Genomic DNA, 23022 nt, shown 5'->3' with positions numbered 1-23022 from the left:
CAAGAAGTGGTTCCGTACGATGGGATACATGAACACGGCACCCATCCCGTCCTCCGCCGGCGAGCCCCGCTGGCTCAGCGCCGAGGAACAGCGCGTCTGGCGCTCGTACATCGAGGCCGCCACCCTCCTCGAGGACCACCTCGACCGTCAGCTCCAGCGCGACGCGGGGATGCCGCACGTCTACTACGGGCTGCTGGTCAAGCTCGCCGAGTCACCCCGGCGGCGGCTGCGGATGACGGAGCTGGCCCGGTACGCGAAGATCACCCGCTCCCGCCTCTCGCACGCGATCGCCCGACTGGAGAAGAACGGCTGGGTGCGCCGCGAGGACTGCCCCTCGGACAAGCGGGGCCAGTTCGCGGTGCTCACGGACGAGGGCTACGCGGTGCTCGGGCAGACCGCGCCGGGACACGTGGAGGCCGTGCGCCAGGCCGTGTTCGACCGGCTCACCCCCGAACAGCAGAAGTCCCTCGGCGAGATCATGCGGATCGTCGCCGAGGGACTTCAGCCCAGCGAAGCGGGCGCGGACCTGCCCTGGCTGCGCTGAGCGCGCGGCCGGGGCAGGTCCTGGGAGCCGTGCGCCGGGGGCGTCCCCTCCCCCTGCGCACGGATGGAACAGAAGACCCGAAGGGGTGCGGTGCCCTGCGTCAGTGGGCGACGACCGGCACCGGCAGCTCGTCCTCGACGGCGTCGCCCGCACCGGAACCCGTGACGGTGGTGCCGCCCGGACGCCCGGCGTTGACGAAGGTCAGGGCGATCACCGCGGCCGCCACCAGGATGCCGACGGCGAACCAGATCGCGCTGGTGTAGCCCTGCACCTGCCCCTCCAGCTGGACCAGCTGCTGCTGGGAGCGGGAGGCGGCGCCGCCGATGTGGTCGGCGATGTAGGACGTGGTGGCCGAGGCGGCGATCGTGTTCAGCAGCGCCGTACCGATCGCACCGCCCACCTGCTGCGAGGTGTTGACCATCGCGGAGGCGACGCCGGCGTCCCGCGGCTCGACACCCTGGGTGGCCATGGACATGGCCGGCATGAAGGCCGTACCCATGCCGAGGCCGAGCAGCAGCATGCCGGGCAGCAGCACGGCGGCGTAGGAGGTGTCGATCTCCAGCTGGGTCAGCAGCAGCATGCCGACGGCGGCGACCAGGAAGCCCGGTCCCATCAGCAGCCGGGGGGCGACCCGGGTCATCAGCCGGGTACCGATCTGCGTGGAGCCCGTGATCATGCCCGCGATCATCGGCAGGAAGGCGAAGCCGGTCTTGACCGGCGAGTAGCCCTTCACGATCTGCAGGTAGTAGGTGAGGAAGAGGAACAGCCCGAACATCGCGATGATCGCGAGGCCCAGCGAGAGGTAGATCCCGCCCCGGTTGCGCTCGGTGACGACGCGCAGCGGCAGCAGCGGGGCCTTGACCTTCGACTCGACGACCACGAAGGCGAGCAGCAGCACGGCCGCGCCGACGAACATGCCGACCGTCACCGCGTCGCTCCATCCGTTCGACTCGGCGCGGGTGAAGCCGTAGACGAGCGCGACCAGGCCGAGCGTGGACAGGATGACGCCGGGGACGTCGAGGGGCGAGCGGTTGCGGCTGCCCTGCGGTTCCCGGATGACGAGGTACGCGCCGGCCGCCGCGACGATCGCGAAGGGGATGTTGACGAAGAACGTCCAGCGCCAGTTCAGGTACTCGGTGAGGAAACCGCCGAGGATCAGGCCGACGGCGCCGCCGCCACCGGCGATCGCGCCGTAGATGCCGAACGCCTTGGCGCGCTCCTTGGCGTCCGTGAACATCACGGCGAGCAGGGAGAGCGCGGCGGGCGCGAGCAGGGCGCCGAAGACACCCTGGAGGGCGCGGGAGCCGAACATCATCGCCTCGTTGGTGGCCGCGCCGCCGAGCGCCGAGGCGACGGCGAAGCCGGCCAGGCCGGTGACGAAGGTGCGCTTGCGGCCCCACAGGTCGGCTATCCGGCCGCCGAACAGCAGCAGACCGCCGAAGGCGAGGGCGTAGGCCGTGACGACCCACTGCCGGTTGCCGTCGGAGATGCCGAGATCCTGCTGGGCGGAGGGCAGGGCGATGTTCACGATGGTGGCGTCCAGGACGACCATCAGCTGGGCGAGCGCGATGAAGACGAGCGCTTTCCAGCGGCCGGCGTCCGGGACGCCGGGAGCCTTGAGGGCTGTTTCAGACATGGGGATACCCACTTCGGGACTTCATGACGGAAAAAAGCGGATGACGCAGAGAACTGCGAGTGAAGAGAACGGCGAGTAAAGGGAACTGCGAGGTAAGAGGGACGACCGGTCTCGGGGCGGTGGCCTCGTGGCCGCCGTCCGCCGGTTGTTCAGTGGGTCGGGAGTCGCGGAACTACCGGTCGCAGGGGCGGCGCAGCTCCTCCATGGTCACGGCGCTGCCCGGCAGGGCGGAGCGGGCCGGGGCCCGCAGCCCGTCGAGGAACAGTTGCAGATGGCGGTGGACGAACCGGTCGGCGCTCAGGCACCCCGTACCGGCCGGGGGCCGGCTGAGCTGGGCGGCGGCGATCATCAGATCGCCCACGCCCACGTCGGTACGGAGCTGACCGGCCGCTTTCGCCCGGTCCATGACCTCGGCGATGAGCCGCTCGACCCGTTCACGCGCCGCCTCCAGGTCGGGGTGGTGCTGGTCGAAGGTGCTGGAGACCATGGGGCACAGGGCGCTGATCCGCTCGTCGGCGGCGACGTGCACGAAGCGCTCCAGCGCTCCGAAGGCGTCGCCGTTCTCCGCGAGCGCCAGCTCGGCCGCCCGTGCCGTACGGTCCATGACCGAGCAGACGACCTCGCGGACGAGGGCGTCGCGGTCGGGGAAGTTGCGGTACACCGTGGCATTGCCCACGCCGGCCCGGCGGGCGATGTCGTCGAGCGGCACGTCGGGGCCGTGCTCGACGAACATCTCGCGGGCGGCGGTGACGATCCGCTCCCGATTGCGCAGGGCGTCGGCGCGGGGCCGGGTCACCTTGTGCTGCTCGGGGGTTGCGGTCTGCACGGCGTACTCCTCGGGCGGTGGGACTGGCGATCCGGGGAGGAAGTCCCCGTTTCGCTCGGGCACCTGGCTAAACGGGGAAACGATCCCCGGTTATTTCCCCGACCGGGAAAGAAACACCGTGACGTGGGTCACACCGCGCGGCGCCTCTCCGGACCGCCCGCCCCACCCCCGTCCCCCGCTCGGCGGCTACCGGTGAGAAACCCACGATCGGCTCCTCCAGCGCGCGCCCCTTCCGCCCTCGGCACAGGGTGATCGAAAGGGTGCAGCCGGTGTCCGGCGGCTGCCGTGGTCCGGGAGGTCCGCATGCAGCCGCAGGTGCAGCCGCCGAGCCGTCGGATACGCCCGCGCCGGCTGGCCGCGATCGCCACGGTCACCGTCGTGACCTTCGCGGTCAGCACCTCGGCCGGCACCGGCGGGCTCGCGCCGGGCACCACGGCGGCGGGACCCGGCCCGGCCGCCCTCTCCCGGTCCTCCGCGCACGGCCCCTGCATGATCACCGGCGGCCCCGAGGTCCAGATGTCCGAGGGCATCCCCACCTCCGCCGGCTACGCCCGCTCCACCGGCACCGTCCGCGCCCTCACCCTGATGATCGACTTCTCCGACGCGCCCGGCGAGGGCGAGGCGCTCGACCGGTACGCGGAGTTCTTCCCGCAGACCGCGGAGTGGTTCCGCACCAGCTCCTACGGCCGCCTCGACTACCGCCCCGAGACCCCGGTCCCCGACTGGCTGCGCATGCCGAAGTCCTTCGCCGAGTACGGCATAGAGCGGGGCGCGCCCTTCGAGCCCGGCTACCGGGAGATGGTGCAGGACCTGGTCGCGGAGGCCGACGCGGAGGTGGACTTCCAGGCGTACGACCTCCTGAACGTGCTGGTCACCCCCAACGCGGGCCCGTCCGCCCTGGACACCGTCCTGTCCGTCACCTTCGCCGGCAACCCCGAGGCCCCGGTCGCCGACGGCGTCCCGGTGGCCAACGCGTCCTTCGTCTACTCCCGGCAGGACGACGGCTCGGGCTCCTACGACGAGACCGGCTACCGCGTCCTCCCCCACGAGAACGGCCACGTCTTCGGCCTCCCCGACCTCTACACCCAGGAGGGCGGCGGGGCCGTCGGCCACTGGGACATCATGAGCGAGGACTGGGGCGCCGACAACGACCTCCTCGGCTGGCACAAGTGGAAGCTGGGCTGGCTGGACCCCGCCCAGGTGCACTGCGCGTCGGCGCCGGGCACGAAGGAGTACACGCTGACGCCGCTGGCCCGCAGGGGCGGCGACAAGGTGGTGGTCGTCCCGCTGGACGGCCGCAGCGGGTACGCGGTCGAGCTGCGCACCCAGGAGGGCAACGACGAGACGGTGTGCCGGCCGGGCGTGCTGATCTACAAGGTCGACGCGGACGTGGACACCGGGATGGGCCCCGTGACGGTGTACGACTCCCGCCGGGACAGCGGCGGCTGCACCCGCAGCCCGAACGTCCACGCCGAACTCTCGGACGCCGCCTTCACCCCGGGGGAGACCTTCGAGGACCCGCGCCGGGGCGTCACGATCACGGTGTCGGCGGCGGACCCGAACGGCGACCACAAGGTACGGGTCACCCGGGGGTGACCGACCGGGGCGGGCGGTACGGGCGCGGGGCCGCCGTGCGGCACGGGCCCGGGGCGGCCGGGATTACGGTAGGCCTGCCGCGATCGCCGTACCGGAGAGCCGATGCCCGCCCACACCACGAACGACACCCCGCGCGACGAGGGTGGCGCCGCCCCGGCCGAGGCGGTGGCCCCGCTGCTGCGCGGCCTCGCCGTACTGCGCCGGCTGACCGAGGCGGACGGCGGCACCCTCAGCCTCAGCGGTCTGGAGAGGGCGACCGGCCTGGCCCGCTCCACCGTCGACCGCGTCACGGCGACCCTCGCCCGCATGGGATACGTCCGCCTGGACGGCCGGGACGTGACCCTCGCCCCCCGCCTGACCGAACTGGGCAACGCCTACCTGGCCGCCCTGCGCCTGCCCGCCCTGCTGTCCGCCCGGGCCGACGCCCTGGCCGACGAGCTGGACGAGTCGGTCTCCCTCGCCGTCGGCGACCGCGACGGCATCCGCTTCGTCCACCAGGCCACCCGCCGCCGCGCGATGTCCCTCAGCTTCCGCATCGGCGACCTGCTCCCCGCCGAACGCACCGCGCCGGGCCCGCTGTTCGCCGCCGAGTGGTCGGAGGCCGACTGGCGCCGCTGGCACGAGCGCCGGGCGGCGGACCCGCAGGACCGCACCTTCCCGGCCGTCCCTCCGCGGGAACACACCGCTTCCGACGAGGACTTCGAGCACCGTACGGCGCGGGCGGCGGCCGACGGCTGGGCGCTGGACGACCAGTTGATCGAACCGGGCCTGGTCGCGGTGTCGGTCCCGGTCCGCGACCCCGGCTCCGGCTCCGGCTCCGGCTCCGGCCGGGTGGCGTGCGTGGCGAGCGTGGTGAGTCATACCAGCCGCCACACCGCCGGTGACCTGCGGGCGGCCCTGCTCCCCCGGCTGCGCACGGCCGTCGCGGCGATGGAGGAGGACCTGCGCACCGCCCCGCCGCCGGAGCCCGGGCCGCCGCCCGCGGGACTCGCCGTCTGGACGGGCGCGTCGAAGCAGGAGCTGGGCAGGGAGTTCGTCGAGTCGCTGGCCCGCGGGCTGACCGTACTGACCGCCTTCGGCGAGGGCCGGCCGGCGCCGACCCTCACGGAGCTCGCGAGGGCGACGGGCCTGGCCCGGGCGACCGTACGCCGGGCGCTGATCACCTTCGAGCACGCGGGGCTGGTCGCACCGGCCCCCGGCCGCGCCTTCGTGCTCACCCCCCGGGTGCTGTCCCTCGGGTTCCCGCCGCTCTCCCGCACGTCCCTGCCCGAGATCGCCCAGCCGCACCTGACCGCCCTCGCCGACCGCGTCCGGGAGTCGGCCTCCCTGGCCGTCCTGGCGGACTCGGGCGAGGAGATCCAGTACACGGCCCGGGCGTCCACGAGCCGTGTGCTGAGCGCCCACGTCACGGTCGGCGCCCGGCGCCCGGCGTACGCGACGGCACCGGGGCGCGTCCTGCTGGCCGGCCGGCCCGGCGGCGCCCTTCCCGAGGTCCGGGCCCAGGGGCACGCCCTGGTCGACGAGGAGCTGGAGGCGGGTCTGCGCTCCCTCGCGGTACCGGTGCGCGACCGTACGGGCCGGGTGGTGGCGGCCGTGAACGTGACGACGCACGCGGCCCGCCGCAGCGCGGCGTCCTGTGTGGCGGACGTCCTGCCGGAGCTGCGGCGCACCGCCGACCTCGTCGAGGCGGACCTGCGGGTGGCGGGGCGGTTCAGGACGGTGCCGACGACCTGAGCCGGGCGCGTCAGTCCGTCTCGGGCTTGGCCACCGCCCAGGAGAAGGGGTCGATGTCCGGCTCGGGTGCCTCCTCGGGCGCACGGTCCCGGCCCGCCGCACGGCCGGGCCGCATCACACCCTCCTGGACGACGGTCGCTGCGAGCGCCCCGTCGGACGTGTAGATCCTCGCGTGGGCCAGCGCCCGGCCGTCGGCGGTGGACGGACTGCGCTGCTCGTACAGCAACCACTGGTCCGCCCGCAGGGGGCGGTGGAACCACATCGCGTGGTCGAGGCTGGCCGCGGCCCCCTGCCCGTCGTTGGGCAGGCCGGTGCGGTGGTGCGGGGAGGCGGAGTCCAGCAGGGTCAGGTCGGACAGGTAGGCGACGAGGCACTGGTGCAGCGCCGCCCCGCCGGCGGCCACGTCGTCGGGCAGCTCCCGCACCCGGAACCAGACGCGGGTGACCGGCCCCGACCTGTCGGTGTAGCGCACGTCGACGGCGTCGCGCAGGCCGGACAGGAGCCGGATGACGGCGGGGTGCACGTGCGCCGGGGGCGCGTCGACCGCGTGCGGCAGGTGGTGCGGGGGCTGGGCCGCGGGCATGTCCACCTGGTGCTCCGCACCGGGCCTCGACGTCCTCTTGAAGGAGGCCGTCATGTGGAACACCTCCTGCTCCCCGCGGCCGCCGGACTGCACCGCCACCACCCGGCGGCTGGTGAAGGAGTGGCCGTCGCGCAGCCGCTCCACCCGGTAGGTGACCGGCCGGGCCGGATCGGCGCGGAAGAGGAAGTAGCCGTGCAGCGAGTGCGGTTCGCGGTCGCCGGGCACGGTGCGCCCGGCGGCGCTCAGCGCCTGCGCGACCGTCTGGCCGCCGAACACCGCGGACCCGGTGGCCGGGACCGTGCCGGGGGCGCGGAACGCGTCCGGTCCCACCGGGACCAGGGACAGCGTCTCCAGCAGCGGCCGTGCGGGCGCGTGGGCGAGGGTCGTCGTCATGGTCATCACTCGGGGTCCGGAACGACGCGGGACCGGGGGGTGCCGTCCGGCCGCACGGTGGCCGCGGGCACGGACAGGACGCGTTCGAGCCGGTCGGGACGGTCTCCTGGCAAGGTGGACAACGGGGCCTCCGGGGTGGTGGGTCGGGGCGGCGCGGGCTCGTCCGGGCGCGGCCGCGCCGCACCACGGCAGCGTCGCAGCGGCGCGTGGAAGGCGGATGAAAGCCGCATCGAAGTCCCGGTCGCCTTCCGTATTCGGCTCGGAGGGAGCGTCGGAGGCCCTGCCCGGAACGCATGAGGGCGGACGCCGGCGCCACGCCGCCGGGGACGACGGCGCCGCACCCGGACATGCCGGGCCGGGCCGAGGGCGGGGGCGGGGCCCGGCCCGTCCGTTCGGCCGGCTAGGCCCTCTCCGACGGGGCCAGCGCCCGCCGGTACCAGTCCTCGTGCCGGGCGAAGCCCTCCTCGAACGCCGGGCCCGGCGGGATGTCGAGGTCCGTCCACAGCGGGTCGGCGTCGAACCAGTGGTCGCTGATCAGCAGGTCGAGGTCGTGCCGGGACCCCCCGCGGGCCCGCACCGCCTCGTACGCCTGGTCGAGGGTCAGGTCGCGCTCGGGCCACGGGACGTCGGCGGCGGCGGCCACCGCGCGCAGCACCGTGTGCCAGGGCACGGGCCGCGGGTGGCAGGCGTGGTAGACGGGCGCGGTGAGCCGTCCGGCGGGCGCGAGGGCGGCGGCGACCAGGGCCCGGGCGAGGTCCTCGGCGGCGATGACGGACACCTGTGCCCGCCAGCCCGCCACGGTGCCGGGCAGGACCCGCAGCAGCCGGGCCAGCGCGGGCACCACCCTCGTGTCCCCGCGGCCGTACACCATGTGGGGGCGGACGACCGTGCCGCCCGCGGCCAGGACGGCGTCCTCCCCGGCCGCCCGGGTCCGCGAGGTGGCCGACCCGGGGGCCCGTCGCAGCTCCTCGGGGCGGGCGCGCCGGAAGGTGCCCCGTCCGTACACCGCGGCGGTGCTGAGCTGGACGATCCGGCCGACGCCCGCACGGCGGGCCTCGGCGACCAGCGCGGCGGTGCCGCGGGCGTTGACCGCCTCGCACCGTTCCTCCGGGCCGCCGATCAGGGAGGCGCAGTGCACCAGGGCGTCGGCCCCGTCGCACAGACCGCGCAGGGTGGCGGGGTCGGTGAGGTCCGCGCGGACGACCGTGGTGCCGGGTCCGTCCGCGCGGACCCCGGTGTCATGGGCCGTCAGCCGCAGGGTGACGCCGAGGCGTTCGGCCTCCCGGACGACGTGGCCGCCGATGAAACCGCCGGCGCCGGTGATGACGAGGGTGGGCACGGCCGCCTCCTCACGGGGTCCGGGTCGGGCACAGGACCACGGTGGCGGTGAAGACCGTCTTGCCGTTCTGCGTGCCGCGCACGGTCGTCGGGACGCGGCCGGCGCTGTCCGGACGGCCGGCTTCGGCGTCGATCCAGCAGGGCGCGTCGAGTTCGGCGTAGCGCGCGAAGGCGCTCTCCAGTCCGACGGGCAGGGCGTCGGGCAGGCCCGTCGCCGCGTGCGCCGCCTGCCGGGCCGCCTCCAGGAGCACCATGCCGGGCACGTGGTCGACCGGGTGGTCGAAGAAGACCGGGTGCGCCGTGTCCACCCGCAGCTGCCAGCGGTGCGGGGAGTGCGGGTCGGCGGCGGCCAGGACGACGTCGCGCGAGCCCTGTCTGCCGACGCTCTCCGGCGCTGTGCCGACCGGCAGCGGGACGCTCGCCCCGCCGGTCCGGTCCCCCCGCAGCCTGCGGTAGACGGACGGGCTGGTGCAGCTGAAGGCCGCCGTGGCCGTGGCGAGCGGGGCGCCGTCGCGCTCCACGGTCACGTGGTACTCCATGCCCGCCAGCTTGCCGCCCCGGCGCGTGATGTCGCCGCACTCGGCCCGCAGCACGACCTCGGTGGGTCTGGGGCCGGCCACGAGCGCCTCCGGCCGGGCGTCGAAGGACATGTGCCACATCAGGAACTGGTGCCCGAAGGGAACGTCGTACTGGGCGTGCGCGAGCAGCGCCCCGGTCTGGCGGACCGACTCCACCAGGAGGAGCGGGTCCTGGTAGCCGCCCACCGGGACGAACAGCGCATGGGCGCGCGGCCACTGCGCCGTGACGGAGAACCGGTCAGGGCTGTCTGCTTCCCAGTGAGTGAGGAACACTTCGGAGACGGCGGCGCGGTGAACGTACTCGCGTGGCACCGTGGTGGTGAGCCTGCTGCTCGCGAAAATGGTCCTGGCCCCGGTACGGGTGCGCTGATCAGGAACAACGGCACTGAGCGTGCGCGACATGCAATACACCTGTTCTCTCTGCGTACAGGGCGAACGACCGCACCGGCGCACAGCCCCCCTGCGCTGGTCAACATGACCTTGCCAAGGGCTAAGATACAGACAGGTCGGTTCGGTTTGCTAGACAGAATCTATGGTTCACGAAGATGTGAGGTCGGGATGGCAGTGCAGGAGCGGGGTGAGCGCTCGAGGCGCTCCATCCTGGAGGCGGCTGCGCGAGTCTTCGACGAACGCGGCTACGACGCGGCGAGTACGAACGAGATCCTGGCGCGCAGCGGGCTGACGCGGGGCGCGCTCTACCACCACTTCCCCTCCAAGGAGGCCATCGCGGCGGCCCTGGTGGCGGCCCAGAGCGAGGCCCTGGTGGTCCCCGAGCAGCCGATGAAGCTCCAGGCGGTGGTGGACCTCACGCTGGAGTACGCCCGCCGGCTGCAGAGCGACCCGGTGCTGCGGGCGAGTGTGCGGCTGACCATCGAGCAGAGCTCGTTCACCCGCCCCGGCGTGACGCCGTACCAGCAGTCGGCCGACGCCATCCTCGGTCTGCTCGAGGTGGCCGCGGAGCAGGGCGAGCTGCTGCCCGGCGCGGACCTGGAGGAGGTCACGCAGTTCATCGTGGGCGCGTTCACTGGCGTCCAGTTGATGTCTCAGGTGTACAGCCGGCGTCGGGACCTCATGGAACGCGTGCGGACGATGTGGCGGCTGGTGCTGCCGGGCGTCGCCACTCCGGGGGTGCTGGCGCGGCTGCGGGTCGCGCCGCCGCCGGCCGTCACGGACGGGCCGGGCGGGGCGGAAGGGACGGGCGGGGCGGGGCGGGGCTCCGGGGCGGCACCCGGGGCGCCGGTGCACGGCTGAGCCGCGCCCGCGGGACCGCGGGGGCGCCGGGCCGCGCACCGGCGGCCGGTGGCGTCACACCCCGGCGTCGACCTCGGCGTCCACCCCGGCGACGGCCCGGGCGGCCGCCGGCACCGGGGCGCCGTCGGCGGACGGCCCCGGGGGCGGGAAGAGCGGGCGCAGGGTGCGCCAGATCCGTTCGGACGTGGCGGGCGACCACCAGTCGGCCTCCGCCCTCCCCAGCGACTCCAGCCCCGCGACGACCGCCACGGCGAGGTCGGCGAGGTCCTGGGGCTCGGCCGCGCGGTCGGCCGGGGCGGCGGACGACAGCAGTCCGCGCAGCCGGTGGTGCACCGAGTCCAGCACCTCCTGCCGCAGCCGGCGGGAGGGGTCCGCGGACCCGTCCGGGTCCAGCCGCAGCCCGGCCCGTACGACGGGTTCGTCGCCCAGGGCCTTGCCGAGTCCGGCGGTGAAGCGGGACAGCGCCGCGAGGACCGCGTCCTCGGACGGGTCGGCCGGGTCCGCGGTGAAGGCCTCGTCGACCAGCGCGGTGGTCCTGCTGCGCGCCTGGTCGCGCACCCGGACCGCCACGTCCTCCTTCGCGGCGAAGTGGTGGTACAGGGCACCCCTGCTCACTCCCGCACCGCGGCAGATCTCGACCAGTCCGGCCGCCTCCGGGCCTCCGTCGCCGATCAGTTCGGCGGCGGCACGGAGGATGGCCTGGCGGGTCTGCTCGGCTCGCTTCTGCATCGGACGGCGCGGTCCTTCCTCGCACGGCGCGGCGGCGGTCTTGCGCGACGGACACCGGGCCCCGTCGCCAGGGGCCAAGTGAAGCACCGGAACCTGAACCATACAAGTCTGCCTGCTTTATTCTTCCGGCCGGCCCCGACCGCGCGAACCCCGCAGCCGGGCGTCCCGACCGATCCTCCGCCCTTGCTACGAAGCCTGTGAGCTGGCCAAACGCGACCGAACCCCGACTTGGACACGTCGGGACCCGCGGCCCGACGCAGCGCACCACCCCCTCAAGGGGCGCTGGAGGTGGCATCGTCGTACGCTTCAGATCCCGTTGACAAACAGACAAGCCTGTTTGTTAATGTCGCCCTCGTCTGGAATCCGAGCGTGAGGAGTCCTCATGGACGACCCGACGACACCGATACGTCGGCCGGACGGGAGACCACCGGCCGCGACCGCCACTCCCCCCGGCACCGTCTTCGTCGCCGCTCTGCGCGAGGGACTGATCCGCGCGACGCGTCCGGACACGCGCCCGCGGCCCCCCGTGCCGCGCGTCGCGGCCGGGCTCCGTCCGGAGGCACCGGCCGGGTCCGCGACCGCCGGCCCCCGGCGGCCGCCACCGCCACCGTCACCCGCGCCCGCGCCCGCGCCCGCGCAGGCCGGTCACGAGGCGGTCCTGCACCGGTTCCGGCTCGCCCTCCCGGCGGTGCTGCCGCCCGCCGACCGCGAGCGGGCCGCGCTGACCTCGGCGCTCGCCGCCTTCGCCCGGCGCGTACTGGAGCACGCCGCGCGCGCCGGCGAGCGGCCGCCGGGAGCGCGCCCGTTCCTCCCCGCCACCAGCGAGGTCGGGCCCCACCACCTCGTGGCGGCGGTCGGCCTGCTGTACGAGTGCGCGCTGCTCGACGCGCTGGAGGGCGCGTCCGGCGCCGACGGGCCGGCGCTGCCGCGGGCTCTGGCCGCGGTGCGGGACCTCGCCGACGTGCTGCGGACGGCCCAGGCCGACTTCTGGCGCGGCGACGGCGGCTGGAGCGAGTCCCGACGGCTGGCGCGCCGGCTCCACGACGAGTTGGGCAGCACCCTGGCCGTGGCCCTGCACCGGGTCGAACTCGGCGAGACCGACCCGGTGGGCGGCGCCGCCCACCTGGCTGTGGCCAGAAGGGCCCTGGACCAGGCCGTACGGGAGAACCGCAGCCTGATCGCGGGCCTGCGGCACAGCACCCGCACACCGCCGCTGCGGGCCGCCCTCGACGCCTTCGCGAGCGACCTGGCGGCGCGGACGGACGTCTCGGTGCGCATCATCGGCGACGAGGCCGTCGCCCCGGAGCACTGCCGCCGCGAACTGCTCCTCGTCCTGCGCGAGATCCTGCGCAACTCCCTGGCGCACGCCGGGGCCGCGCACGTCGAGGTGACGGTCCGCGTCACCCGGCGGTGGGTGTACGCCCGGGTCGACGACGACGGTGCGGGTTTCGTCGTACGCCCTGCCGCGGCCGGCTCGCGCGCCGGGCACGGTCTGGTCGCCGTCCGGGAGCGGGTCGAGGACCTCGGGGGCCGGCTGCGCATCACGAGCGCGCCCGGCGAAGGCACCCGCACCGAACTGCACGTGCCGCTCGGGGCACGGCCGTGACCCTGCCGGCGTCCACCACCGAACAGCCGCCCTCCGTGCGCCCGGTGCGCATCGTCGTCGCCGACGACCACGCCCTGTTCCGCGAGACGCTCGCCGACCTGCTCGACGCGCAGCCCCGCCTCACCGTGGTGGGGCAGGCCGCCGACGGCGCGCAGGCCGTCCGAAGCGCGACCGAGGAGCGGCCCGACCTGCTGCTGCTCGACGTCCAGATGCCCCGCAGCCGGGGAGCGGGGACGGTGCGCGAGATCCTCTCCGTCTCGCCGCGCACCCGCGTGCTGTGCCTGACCGCCCACGCGCAGTCCTACCTCGTGGAGGAGATGCTCGCGGCCGGCGCACGGGGCTTCCTGCACAAGGGCATCGACCGCACGGCGCTGCTGATGGCCGTCTCGAACGCGCTCACCGACGCCCGGCACACGACCGTCCTGGTGCCCTCCGGCACCGCGCGGCACGAGGTCCTGGAGGAGCCGCTGTCCCGGCGCGAGCACCAGGCCCTGGTCGGCGCGGCGTCGGCGATGAGCAACCGGCAGATCGCCGACTGGCTCGGCATCTCCGAGGGCACGGTCAAGCGGCACCTGAACCGCGTCTTCCGCAAGCTGGACGCGGTGTCCCGGGTGGACGCCGTCAACAAGGCGGTCCGTGCCGCCCTCATCCCCTCCCCCGACGTGCCCGCGGCAGCACCGCGCCGGTCGCCGGGAAGACGCTCCTCCCCGGCGACCGGCGACCGGCTGCCTCGCTCATCCGGTGGCTGACGGCCGGCGCAGCACGGCGGCGCCCACCGATCCGTCGTGGCCGACGGACGTCACCAGCCCGAAGCGGCGGACAGCGTCGTCCGCGGCTCCCGGCCCGCCCTCCCAGTGCGCGAGCAGCGCGGCCAGTTGCAGCGCGCCGCCGGCACTGTAGGTCTCCCCGAGGACGTCCCGCACCCGCAGCACGTCGGGCGCGTGCCCGGCCAGTGCCCGGCGCAGCCCCCGGGTCTCCACCGCGCCCCAGCCCGGACCGCCGGCCGCACCGGCCGAGACGACATCGACGTCGCCCGGCCGGGCGCCACCCGCCTCCAGCGCGTTCTCCACGCAGCGGGCCAGGGCCGCCGCCACCGCGTTGGGTCCCTCCTCCGGCGGAGTGAAGGCCACCTCGCACGCGGTCAGTTCGACCCGCGGCGAACCGGTCGCGGCCGCTTCCGGCGCCGCGTCCAGGACGAAGACGGCACTGCCCTCGCCGATGGCCGGCCGGTCGCCGAGCGTGCCGCCCCGGTGCCAGGCCCAGGCAGTGTGCGCGCTGAGTTCCTCCACCGCCCCGGTCAGCAGCCGCTCCGCCCGGCCGGTCAGCAGCGCGGTGCGGGCGTAGCGCAGCGCGGACAGCGCGGAGACCGGACCGCCGGCGAGCGAGGCGTTCACGCCGGTGAGGGAGTGCCGCATGGCCACCTGGCTGGCACCGTGGTTCAGCAGCAGGCCCGGGAAGAGCGCCGGGCTCACCAGGTAGGGGCGCTCCGCCTCGTAGGTCTCGCGGAAGAACTCCGCGAAGGCCCGGGCGCTGCCGGTGCTGGTGCCGAGCACCACACCGGTGTCCACGTCGCGGGACCCGTCGGGCTCCTGGAGGCTGTCCAGCGCCATCTCCGCCGCCGCCATGGCGAGCGTGGTGGTGCGGCTGAGCGCTCTCAGCCCCTTGCGGCCCAGGTACTCCTCCGGTGCGAAGTCGGGTACCGGCACCAGCCGTACGCCCGGCGGCGCCGGCTGGCCGTCCAGCAGCCGCGCGGGAGCCTCGCCCGGGGGCAGCACACCCGACCGGACCGCCTCGTACAGGGCCTTGCCGCCGGGGCCCGCCGCGCTGAGCACCCCGTAGCCGGTGATCCGTACGGCAGTGGACTGTGCGGTGGCGCTCATGCGGCCCTCCCCAGCATCACGATGGCGTTGTTGCCCCCGAAGGCGAACCCGTGGTTCTCCACGACCCTCGGGCGGGCGTCCCGGGCCCGGCCCGGCACGCAGTCCAGGTCCGGGCCGAGGGCGGGGTCCACCGCGCGGACCGTCGCCGTCGGCGGCAGGAACCCGTGGTGCAGCGCCGCGCAGCAGGCCAGCGCACCGAAGCCGCTGGCGGCGCCCATGGTGTGCCCGAGCATCGACTTGATGGAGCTGATCGGCGGGACGCGGTCGCCGAAGACCTCACGTACGGCCGCGACCTCGGTGGAGTCGTTGGCGGCCGTGCCCGTGCCGTGGGCGCACACGTAGTCGACGGCGTCCGGCTCGACCCCGGCGTCCTTGTGCGCCCGGCGGATGCACTCGGCGATACCGTCCCGGTCCGGCTGCGTGGGGTGTTTCGCGTCGCAGGTCAGGCCGTATCCCAGCACCTCGGCGTAGATACGGGCGCCGCGGGCGACGGCGTCGTCCCACGACTCCAGGACCAGGGCCGCGCCGCCCTCGGCGGTCATGATGCCGGCCCGGTCCTCGTCGAACGGGCGGCACAGGTCGGGGGCGATGGCGCCCAGCCGGTGGAAACCGGCGTGGGTGGCCCGGTTCACCGCGTCGGCGCCACCGGCGATCATCACGTCCATGGCGCCGCTGCGGATGAGGTCGAAGCCGTAGCCGATGGCGTAGTTGCTCGCCGCGCAGGCGGTGCCGAAGGTCTGCGCCTCGCCGTGCAGGCCGAGTTCGGTGTTCACGGCGGCCGCGATGCGGTCGGCGGAGGCATGTGCGGCGAGATCCCCGTCGATCCCGTCGATGCCCCGGTCCAGCCACTGCTCGGTCAGTTCCTGGAAGGCGCGGGCCTCTCCGTTGGTCGTCCCCATGGCACTGCCGGCCCGGGCCTCGGACAGGTCGTCGCCGGCCCAGCCCGCGTCCCGCGCGGCGAGCCGGGCGGCCGCCGCGGCGAACTGGCCGCTGCGGCCCCACTTCTCGGCCGGCAGCCGCTCCAGGTGGTCCTGCGGCCGGAAGTCGTGCACCTCACCGGCTCGGGTGTGCCGGAAGCCGGTGCTGTCGAAGGAGCTGATCTCCGTGATGCCGCTGCGGCCCTCGCGGACGGCCTCGGTGAAGGCCTCGGCGCCGATGCCGAGACTGCTCACCGCGCCCAGTCCGGTCACCGCCACACGGCGCGGCGCGCGCTCAGACATGCGCGACGGCGGTCGCGTGCCGTGCGATCAGCTCGTAGGCGGTGCCGAGGTCGTCGAGGTCGACCAGTTCCTCCTGCGGTATCTCGATGCCCAGCTGCTTCTCGAAACGCGAGAACATCTCGATGATCAGCAGGGAGTCGGCGTCGAAGTCCTCGACGAAGCTGTGCTGCTCCTGCACCTCCTCGGCGGAGACCTCCAGCACGTCCGCCACGATCTCCCGGATGCGGGTGCGCAGCTCGGGGGAGATTTCGTTGACCAGGTTGCCCGACATGACCGTGTTCCCTTCGGCGTATGGACACACCCCGCCCTTCACTGAATGCGGGAATGTGGTTGGCGCATTCATGCTGCCACATTCCGTGTGCGGCGGAGAACCCTCGAAAAACGAATTCGACCCCTCTTCCATACGGGTTTTACACGCATTCCATTCCGCCCTGCGAACAATAGGCGTGTTGCCGGAATCAAAGGGGGCTCCCGTCATGAGAACGACCGCGCCGGTGGGTATCGCCGCAGCCGCCCTGTGGCTGCCGGAGAAGAGGGACGGCGCGGACGACGCCGTGGCCGAGCAGCGGGTCGAGGAGAAGGTGGCACGGGACCTGGGGCACCCCCGGCTGCCGGTCGCCGAGGACGTCTCCGCACCCGAGATGGCCGTACTGGCCGCGCAGCGCGCCCTGCGCGACGGCCGGGCCGCGGCGGGCGACCTGACGCTCGTGCTGCACGCCTGGATGCACTACCAGGGCCACGACCTGTGGTCGCCGGCGCACTACGTCGCCCACCAGATCGGCGCGCACCACTCGGTGCCGGTCGGCATCCAGCAGATCTGCAACGGCGGCGCGGCGGCCCTGGAACTGGCCGTCGCCCGCCTCTCCCTGGACACCGGCACCGGGCACGCCCTGGTCACCACGGCGGACCGTTTCACCGGGCCCGGTTTCGACCGGTGGCGCAGCGACTACGGGGCGGCGTACGGGGACGCCGCCACGGCCGTGCTGCTGCGCCACCCGGCCGGCCCCGGCGACCCCCTGCTGCTGCGGGCCCTGCACACCGCGGCGGCCCCGCACCTGGAGGCCATGCACCGGGGCGACGACCCCTTCGCCCGGCTGCCCCGGGAGAACTCGCCCGTCGTCGACATGCGGCGCACCAAGCGCGCCTATCTGCACGACCACGGGGTCGCGCCCTTCAAGAAGGTCAACCGGGACATGATCCGGTGCGTGGTCGGCGGGGCGCTGCGGGACGCCGGCCTCGCGGCGGACGATCCGCGCATCCGGTTCGTCCTGCTGCCCCGCCTCGGCCGCAAGACGCTGGAGGCCGCGTGGGTGCCGACCCTGCGCGAGACCGTCGCGGCCCGCCCCGTCGACTGGGGGGCCGACACCGGCCACCTGGGCACGGGCGACCTGCCGGCGGGACTGTACGAGGTGCTGCGCCGCTCGGCCCTGGACCCCGGCGACATCGGCCTGGTGCTCAACGCGGGCGCCGGCTTCACCTGGTCCTGCGCGGTGGTCGAGGCCCCCGCGCCCCGCTGATCGACGGCGCGCGGACGACGCGCGCGTGACGAAGGCCGGGGCCGCGCCGATCCCTCCCGGGGGACTCGGCGCAGCCCCGGCCGACGCATGCGTGCGGGGGGGGGCGGGGGGGCGGCTCGGTACGGGACCGAGCCGCCCGGTGCGGCTCACAACAGCCCGGCTGCCGCTCGGTACCGCTCAGTGCGGGACCGTGCGCCACGCCCCCGCCGGGTGGTGGCCTCCCGCCCGCAGCCAGCCGGGGGCGGCGGGAACGGGGGCGGTGTCCGGGGGTCCGTCGGGCGGCGCGGCACCGCCGCGGGCCAGCAGGACGGCGGTGAGCGCGGCCAGTTCGCCGGGGGTGGGATCACCCCGGACCACGCGCAGGGCGGGTGGCCCGGCCGGTGGTGTGTCCATGTTCATGTTCATGTCCCTGTCCGTGCCCATGTCCGTGTCCATGGCCGTGTCCGTGTCCATGGCCGTGTCCATGTCCGTGTCCGTGTCCGTGTCCGTGTCCATGGCCGTGTCCGTGTCCGTGTCCGTGGGGGGGACGCTCGTTTCCTCCGCCGTGCTCGGTCACATCGGCGGGTTGCCGTGCTTGCGGGGCACGAGTGTCTCCTGCTTCGTACGCAGCATCCGCAGTGCCTCCGCGAGGACCGAGCGCGTGGTGCGGGGGTCGATCACGTCGTCGACCAGGCCGCGCTCGGCCGCGTAGTACGGGTGCATCAGCGCCTCGCGGTACTCGTCGGTCAGCGCCCTGCGCGTGGCCTGCGGGTCCGGGGCGGCGGCGACGGCGCGGCGGTGGATGACGTTCACCGCGCCCTCGGCGCCCATCACGGCGATCTCGTTCGTCGGCCAGGCGTAGGACAGGTCGCAGCCGATGGAGCGCGAGTCCATGACGATGTAGGCACCGCCGTAGGCCTTGCGCAGGATCACCTGGACCCGCGGGACGGTGGCGTTGCAGTACGCGTAGAGCAGTTTCGCGCCGTGGCGGATGATGCCGCCGTGCTCCTGGTCGGTGCCGGGCAGGAAGCCGGGGACGTCGACCAGCGTGACGAGCGGGATGTTGAAGGCGTCGCAGGTCTGGATGAACGAGGCCCCCTTCTGCGAGGCCTCGATGTCCAGCACGCCGGCCAGGTGCCTGGGCTGGTTCGCCACCAGCCCGACCGTCTGCCCGTCGATGCGCGCCAGCACGCACAGCAGGTTCGGCGCCCACCGCTCGTGGACCTCCAGGTACTCGGCGTCGTCCACGAGCCGCGCGATCACCTCGCGCATGTCGTACGGCTGGTTCGGGTCGGCCGGCACCAGGTGCAGCAGTTCCTCGTCCAGGGCCGGCAGCCGGTCGGCCGGCCCCGCGGAGGGCGGCGCCTCCCGGTTGTTGGAGGGGAGCAGCGACAGCAGGTAGCGGACGTCCTCCAGGCAGGACTCCTCGTCGTCGTACGCGAAGGCCGCCGCACCCGACATCGCGGCGTGCAGGTCGGCGCCGCCGAGCTGCTCCTGGGTCACCTTCTCGCCGGTGACGGTCTCCACCACGTCCGGCCCGGTGATGAACATCTGGGAGATGCCGCGCACCATGAACACGAAGTCGGTCAGCGCCGGCGAGTAGGTCGCGCCGCCCGCGCACGGCCCCAGCATCACGCTGATCTGCGGGATCACACCCGAGGCACGGACGTTGCGGCGGAAGATGCCGCCGTACCCGGCGAGCGCCGAGACGCCCTCCTGGATACGGGCGCCGGCGCCGTCGTTGAGGCTGACCAGCGGAGCGCCGGCCGCCTCGGCCATGTCCATGATCTTGTGGATCTTCTCGGCGTGGGACTCGCCCAGCGAGCCGCCGAAGATCCGGAAGTCGTGGGCGTAGGCGAAGACCGTGCGCCCGTGCACGCGGCCCCAGCCGGTGACCACGCCGTCGGTGTGCGGGCGGCGGTCCTCCAGGCCGAACCCGGTGGCCCGGTGCCGGCGCAGGCCCTCGATCTCGGTGAACGTGCCCTGGTCGAAGAGCAGCTCCAGCCGCTCGTGCACCGTCAGCTTGCCGCGCTCGTGCTGCGCCCGGGTGGCCGCCGCGCTCGGCCCGCTCCGTGCCGCCTGCCTCAGGTGCAGCAGTTCCTCGGTACGCGCCGGCAGGCTCGGCTCGGCCGGCGGCGCCGGCACGGGTACGGGTACGGGCACGGCGAGGGGACGGTCATCCAAAGCGGTCATCGAAACGCACTCCCTTGCGGCGGACGGCGGGCCGAACAGAAAACGGTCCCCGAGATGTTTCCAACAGAGTGTGGTGCCGTGATGAAAGTTGCCTCAAAGCCGCGAGGCACGTCCGCGGGACGCCCTCCGTCTCCGCCGACCGGACACCCCTCCATACGCTTTCCACAGGACTTCTATACCGGCTCGGAATCATTGCCGACGGGCCCGATTCGGGGCCGTAGCGCGATTTTCGGAGTTCCGCCGCAGGCGGCCCGGACAAGGAGTTCTTCGCGAATGACAACGTCTATCGACAGGGCGGAACCGGAGCCGGTCCGCGCACCGACCTTCGCCCGCACCATCGACCGGGCCCTGGTGCACCGGGCGGCAGTCTCGGAGGTCCTGGTCACCGACCTGGTGCGGACCGGGCCCGAGGACTTTCTGGCCGGTGCGCAACTCCCCATCGGCCACCCCTACTTCAGCGACCACGTGCGTACGCCGGTGACGTACGACTTCCTCCTGCTGCTGGAGGCCGCGCGCCAGGCGGGCGTCGCCGCCTCCCACCGCCAGCTGGGCATCTCCCTGGAGACCACGTTCCTGGTCAACAACTGGTCGATCCGGATCGAGGACCCCCTCGCCCTCGCCCCCGGCGACCGGCCCGGCGAGCTGGCCCTGGCCGGCACCGTCACCCCGGTCACCGCGCGCAACGGGCGTCTGCGCGGGGTGAGTTCCGAGGTCGCTCTGAGCATCGCCGGCCGCCGCGTGGCCCGTACCCGGATCGACGTGGGCACGGCGAAGAGCGCCGACTACGGCAAGCTCCGCTTCCTCCAGCGCCGGTCCACGCCGCCGCTCACCACCGAGCTGACGGACGTGCTGCGCAGCCGCCCGGCCGCCGCCGCGGAGGTGGGCCGCACCCACCACGCCAACGTGGTGCTCGGCGAACCGAGCCTCCAGGGTGACAGCGTGTCCGCGCAGGTGGAGCCGCTCTTCGAGAACAAGAGCCTGTTCGACCACACCTACGACCACGTCCCGGCCATGGTGCTGACCGAGGCCGCCCGGCAGCTCGCCCACCTCTCGGGTGTCCCCACCGACGCCACCGTGACCGGGTGCACCGCCGACTTCACGCGGTTCGCGGAGCTCGACTCGCCGCTGGTGGCCACGGCCCACCCGGAAGCCGCCGACGACGGCCGCACCGGCCGCACCGTCGTCTTCTCCCAGGACGGCGCCCCCGCGGGCCGGATCGCGCTCGAGTTCACTCCGGCGCCGGTGGCCGCGGTCCGGGACGGCGCGGTCGGCGGAGCGGCGTGGTGACCCCGGGCGGCGCTACGCCGGTGCGCGCGGTGTGGACGGACTTCGGCGGGGTGCTCACGCCGCCGATCCCGGAGGACCTCCAGACCTTCTGCCGCCGGACCGGGATTCCCGCGGACGCCTTCCGCGGCGCCATGGCCGCGGTGGCCGAGCCGTACGGCGGCGACCTCATGGCGCCGCTGGACACCCCGCTGCTCACCGAGGACCAGTGGGCGGCGCGGATGAACGCCGAGCTGCGCGAGCGCGGCGTCGACGCCGACCTGACGGGCTTCGGCGAGCGCTGGTTCGAGGGCCGGGAGACGAACCACGCCTGGCTCGGGCAACTGCGCTCCTGGCACGCCGAGGGGATCTTCGTCGGAATGCTCTCCAACATGCCCCCCGCCTGGGACCGGCACTGGCGGCGCATGGTCCCGCCGGAGGGACTGTTCGACGGGCTGGCCCTGTCCTTCCGGATCGGCGTACGCAAGCCGCAGCGCGGCATCTTCGAGGCGGCCGCCGAGATCGCGGGCGTCGCGCCCGCGGAGTGCCTCCTGGTCGACGACATCGAGGCCAACTGCGCCGGGGCCGAGGCCGCCGGCTGGCAGAGCGTCCACTTCACCGACACCGACACCGCGGCGGCCGCCGTCACCCGCCGCCTCGCCCGCCCGGTCGCCACCGGCCGGGCGGCGGTCTGAAACAGAAGGGCTCCCATCCATGTCACGCACCGTTCTGGTCACCGGAGGCAACCGGGGCATCGGTCTGACCATCGCGCGCAGCTTCGCCGAGAACGGCGACAAGGTCGCGATCACCCACCGCAGCGGCGAGGCCCCGGACGGACTGTTCGGCGTGCGCTGCGACGTCCGGGACCCCGAGGGCGCACGGCGCGCCGTGGCCGAGGTCGAGGCGCAGTTCGGATCGGTCGGGGTGCTGGTGGCCAACGCGGGCATCACCCGCGACGCACTGGCTCCCATGATGCGCGACGAGGACTTCGAGGACGTCGTCCGGACGAACCTCGTCGGCTCGTTCCGGATGGCCCGGCTGGTGTCCCGTTCCATGATCAGCGCCAAGTGGGGACGGATCGTGTTCGTCTCGTCGATCATGGGCTTCCTGGGCTCCCCCGGGCAGTCGAACTACGCGGCCTCCAAGTCCGGCATGCTCGGCCTGACCCGGTCGCTGGCCTGGGAACTCGGCTCGCGGAACGTCACCGTCAACATGGTCACGCCCGGGCTCATCGAGACGGACATGATCCAGGCCGTCACGGACAAGCGCCGCACCCAGCTGCTGAGCCAGACCCCCCTGCGCCGCACCGGCACCCCCCAGGAGGTGGCCGACGTCGTCACCTTCCTCGCCGGCGACGGCGCCGCCTACGTCACCGGGGCAGCGGTCCCGGTCGGCGGCGGCATCGGCATGGGGCAGTGACCCGGCCCACCCGGCCCTCCCTCCCCCGCACCACCGCTCACGTACGCAACCACGCACGTACGCACTCACCCACGCACCACAGCACCGCACACCCGGTGCGCTGTGCGGGCCGAGCCACGCCACGCACAGGCACCGCCGACGAAGGGACAGTGTCATGACCGACGAAGAGGTACTGCAGGTCGCCCTGGAGATGGGCAAGATCTTCAACGACGGTGACGAGGAGGTCGCCCGGCGCCTGGTCTCCGAGGACTTCGTCGACTACGAGGCCCCGGAGGGGGCGCCGATCGGGGCGGAGGCCTACATCCGCACGGCCCACTGGATGCGCGGCGTGTGGGAGAACGCCCGCTGGGAGGTGGTCGACGCCTTCGCCAAGGGCGACAAGGCGCTGATCCGCCTGGTCTTCTCGGGCCGTCAGGTCGCCGAGTTCATGGGCGTGCCCGCCACCGGCAAGGAGGTGCGCGTGCAGCACCTGCACGTGTACCGGGTCGCCGACGGGCAGGTCGTGCAGCACTGGGCCGTCCGTGACGACCTGGAGCTGTTCCGCCAGCTCGGCGCCTGGGACAAGCCGCTGACGGGCGCCCCGAAGCCGGCCCCCGCGGCCTGACGGGCCGTACCGGCACAGCGCCCGCACACGCAGCAGGGGGGGAAACCCGAACTGGGGGGTCGGCACTCTTTCTGTTCCCAACCCGGGGGCGAGAAACGACCCCCCACCCCCCCCCCCCCAAAAGAACGGTCGC

22 protein-coding genes are annotated in these 23022 nt (G+C 74.0%); 11 read left to right on the top strand and 11 right to left on the bottom strand.

The window, feature by feature from the left end:
- Nucleotides 1-19: 19 nt before the first annotated feature.
- A complete protein-coding gene (locus tag AC07FV_RS30440; protein WP_479090698.1) occupies nt 20-544 on the top strand; it encodes a MarR family winged helix-turn-helix transcriptional regulator in 525 nt (174 codons plus the stop codon).
- 100 nt (nt 545-644) lie between these two features.
- On the opposite strand, the gene AC07FV_RS30435 is transcribed toward AC07FV_RS30440, so the two are convergent.
- Together AC07FV_RS30435 and AC07FV_RS30430 are read right to left on the bottom strand one after the other, a co-directional pair.
- A complete protein-coding gene (locus tag AC07FV_RS30435; RefSeq protein ID WP_479090696.1) occupies nt 645-2180 on the bottom strand; it encodes an MFS transporter in 1536 nt (511 codons plus the stop codon).
- Between the two features lie 172 nt (nt 2181-2352).
- Nucleotides 2353-3006 (bottom strand): TetR/AcrR family transcriptional regulator, encoded by a 654-nt coding sequence (locus AC07FV_RS30430; RefSeq protein WP_479090694.1) that lies wholly within the window; start codon nt 3004-3006, stop codon nt 2353-2355.
- A gap of 303 nt (nt 3007-3309) precedes the next feature.
- Here AC07FV_RS30430 and AC07FV_RS30425 point away from each other — a divergent pair, with 303 nt between their 5' ends.
- Nucleotides 3310-4602 (top strand): M6 family metalloprotease domain-containing protein, encoded by a 1293-nt coding sequence (locus tag AC07FV_RS30425; RefSeq protein ID WP_479090693.1) that lies wholly within the window; start codon nt 3310-3312, stop codon nt 4600-4602.
- 102 nt (nt 4603-4704) lie between these two features.
- Entirely contained in the window at nt 4705-6336 is a 1632-nt protein-coding gene (locus AC07FV_RS30420; protein WP_479090692.1) for an IclR family transcriptional regulator domain-containing protein, read from the top strand.
- A gap of 10 nt (nt 6337-6346) precedes the next feature.
- Here the strand turns inward: AC07FV_RS30420 and AC07FV_RS30415 are convergent, their stop codons facing one another.
- From AC07FV_RS30415 to AC07FV_RS30405, 3 genes are all read right to left on the bottom strand, one after another.
- On the bottom strand, nt 6347-7312 hold the full coding sequence (locus AC07FV_RS30415) for an acyl-CoA thioesterase (RefSeq protein ID WP_479090690.1): 966 nt from the start codon (nt 7310-7312) through the stop codon (nt 6347-6349).
- Nucleotides 7313-7712: 400 nt separating this feature from the next.
- Complete coding sequence (locus AC07FV_RS30410; protein ID WP_479090689.1) at nt 7713-8651, bottom strand: NAD-dependent epimerase/dehydratase family protein; 939 nt, start codon at nt 8649-8651, stop codon at nt 7713-7715.
- Between the two features lie 10 nt (nt 8652-8661).
- A complete protein-coding gene (locus tag AC07FV_RS30405; RefSeq protein WP_479090688.1) occupies nt 8662-9630 on the bottom strand; it encodes a ScbA/BarX family gamma-butyrolactone biosynthesis protein in 969 nt (322 codons plus the stop codon).
- 156 nt (nt 9631-9786) lie between these two features.
- On the opposite strand from AC07FV_RS30405, the gene AC07FV_RS30400 reads away from it, so the two are divergent.
- Nucleotides 9787-10479: a ScbR family autoregulator-binding transcription factor gene (locus tag AC07FV_RS30400; protein ID WP_479090687.1), complete on the top strand. Its 693-nt coding sequence runs from the start codon at nt 9787-9789 to the stop codon at nt 10477-10479.
- Nucleotides 10480-10533: 54 nt separating this feature from the next.
- Here AC07FV_RS30400 and AC07FV_RS30395 read toward each other — a convergent pair whose 3' ends face one another.
- Nucleotides 10534-11208: a TetR family transcriptional regulator gene (locus AC07FV_RS30395; RefSeq protein ID WP_479090686.1), complete on the bottom strand. Its 675-nt coding sequence runs from the start codon at nt 11206-11208 to the stop codon at nt 10534-10536.
- Between the two features lie 382 nt (nt 11209-11590).
- On the opposite strand from AC07FV_RS30395, the gene AC07FV_RS30390 reads away from it, so the two are divergent.
- Together AC07FV_RS30390 and AC07FV_RS30385 are read left to right on the top strand one after the other, a co-directional pair.
- On the top strand, nt 11591-12814 hold the full coding sequence (locus AC07FV_RS30390; RefSeq protein WP_479090684.1) for a sensor histidine kinase: 1224 nt from the start codon (nt 11591-11593) through the stop codon (nt 12812-12814).
- Nucleotides 12811-13563, top strand: a complete 753-nt coding sequence (locus AC07FV_RS30385; protein ID WP_479090682.1) for a response regulator transcription factor — start codon at nt 12811-12813, stop codon at nt 13561-13563. Before AC07FV_RS30390 ends, AC07FV_RS30385 begins: the two co-directional genes overlap by 4 nt.
- On the opposite strand, the gene AC07FV_RS30380 is transcribed toward AC07FV_RS30385, so the two are convergent.
- The 3 genes from AC07FV_RS30380 to AC07FV_RS30370 are packed head-to-tail and all read right to left on the bottom strand — an operon-like array spanning nt 13549 to nt 16185.
- Complete coding sequence (locus AC07FV_RS30380; protein WP_479090681.1) at nt 13549-14694, bottom strand: beta-ketoacyl synthase N-terminal-like domain-containing protein; 1146 nt, start codon at nt 14692-14694, stop codon at nt 13549-13551. The genes AC07FV_RS30385 and AC07FV_RS30380 overlap by 15 nt on opposite strands.
- The gene (locus AC07FV_RS30375) at nt 14691-15914 is read right to left on the bottom strand and encodes a beta-ketoacyl-[acyl-carrier-protein] synthase family protein (RefSeq protein WP_479090679.1); all 1224 of its coding nucleotides are present in this window, start codon (nt 15912-15914) and stop codon (nt 14691-14693) included. Before AC07FV_RS30375 ends, AC07FV_RS30380 begins: the two co-directional genes overlap by 4 nt.
- Nucleotides 15907-16185 carry an acyl carrier protein gene (locus AC07FV_RS30370; protein ID WP_479090678.1) on the bottom strand — a complete coding sequence of 93 codons (279 nt, stop codon included), beginning with the start codon at nt 16183-16185 and terminating at the stop codon, nt 15907-15909. Before AC07FV_RS30370 ends, AC07FV_RS30375 begins: the two co-directional genes overlap by 8 nt.
- A 205-nt stretch (nt 16186-16390) precedes the next feature.
- On the opposite strand from AC07FV_RS30370, the gene AC07FV_RS30365 reads away from it, so the two are divergent.
- Entirely contained in the window at nt 16391-17431 is a 1041-nt protein-coding gene (locus AC07FV_RS30365) for a ketoacyl-ACP synthase III family protein (protein ID WP_479090676.1), read from the top strand.
- Between the two features lie 177 nt (nt 17432-17608).
- Here AC07FV_RS30365 and AC07FV_RS30360 read toward each other — a convergent pair whose 3' ends face one another.
- A complete protein-coding gene (locus AC07FV_RS30360) occupies nt 17609-17926 on the bottom strand; it encodes an acyl-CoA carboxylase epsilon subunit (protein ID WP_479090674.1) in 318 nt (105 codons plus the stop codon).
- Nucleotides 17927-17983: 57 nt separating this feature from the next.
- Nucleotides 17984-19603, bottom strand: a complete 1620-nt coding sequence (locus AC07FV_RS30355; RefSeq protein WP_479090672.1) for an acyl-CoA carboxylase subunit beta — start codon at nt 19601-19603, stop codon at nt 17984-17986.
- 273 nt (nt 19604-19876) lie between these two features.
- Between AC07FV_RS30355 and AC07FV_RS30350 the strand changes: the two genes are divergently transcribed.
- The 4 genes from AC07FV_RS30350 to AC07FV_RS30335 all read left to right on the top strand — a co-directional run bounded on the left by AC07FV_RS30350 (nt 19877) and on the right by AC07FV_RS30335 (nt 22889).
- Nucleotides 19877-20890: a ScbA/BarX family gamma-butyrolactone biosynthesis protein gene (locus AC07FV_RS30350; RefSeq protein WP_479090670.1), complete on the top strand. Its 1014-nt coding sequence runs from the start codon at nt 19877-19879 to the stop codon at nt 20888-20890.
- A complete protein-coding gene (locus AC07FV_RS30345; RefSeq protein WP_479090668.1) occupies nt 20884-21561 on the top strand; it encodes an HAD-IA family hydrolase in 678 nt (225 codons plus the stop codon). Before AC07FV_RS30350 ends, AC07FV_RS30345 begins: the two co-directional genes overlap by 7 nt.
- 19 nt (nt 21562-21580) lie before the next feature.
- A complete protein-coding gene (gene fabG, locus AC07FV_RS30340; RefSeq protein ID WP_479090666.1) occupies nt 21581-22285 on the top strand; it encodes a 3-oxoacyl-ACP reductase FabG in 705 nt (234 codons plus the stop codon).
- Between the two features lie 154 nt (nt 22286-22439).
- Nucleotides 22440-22889 (top strand): ester cyclase, encoded by a 450-nt coding sequence (locus AC07FV_RS30335; RefSeq protein WP_356609076.1) that lies wholly within the window; start codon nt 22440-22442, stop codon nt 22887-22889.
- The last annotated feature ends 133 nt before the right edge of the window (nt 22890-23022 follow it).

It is taken from the genome of Streptomyces sp. NPDC045956 (assembly GCF_056430705.1).
This window is presented reverse-complemented; position numbering and strand designations above follow the sequence as displayed.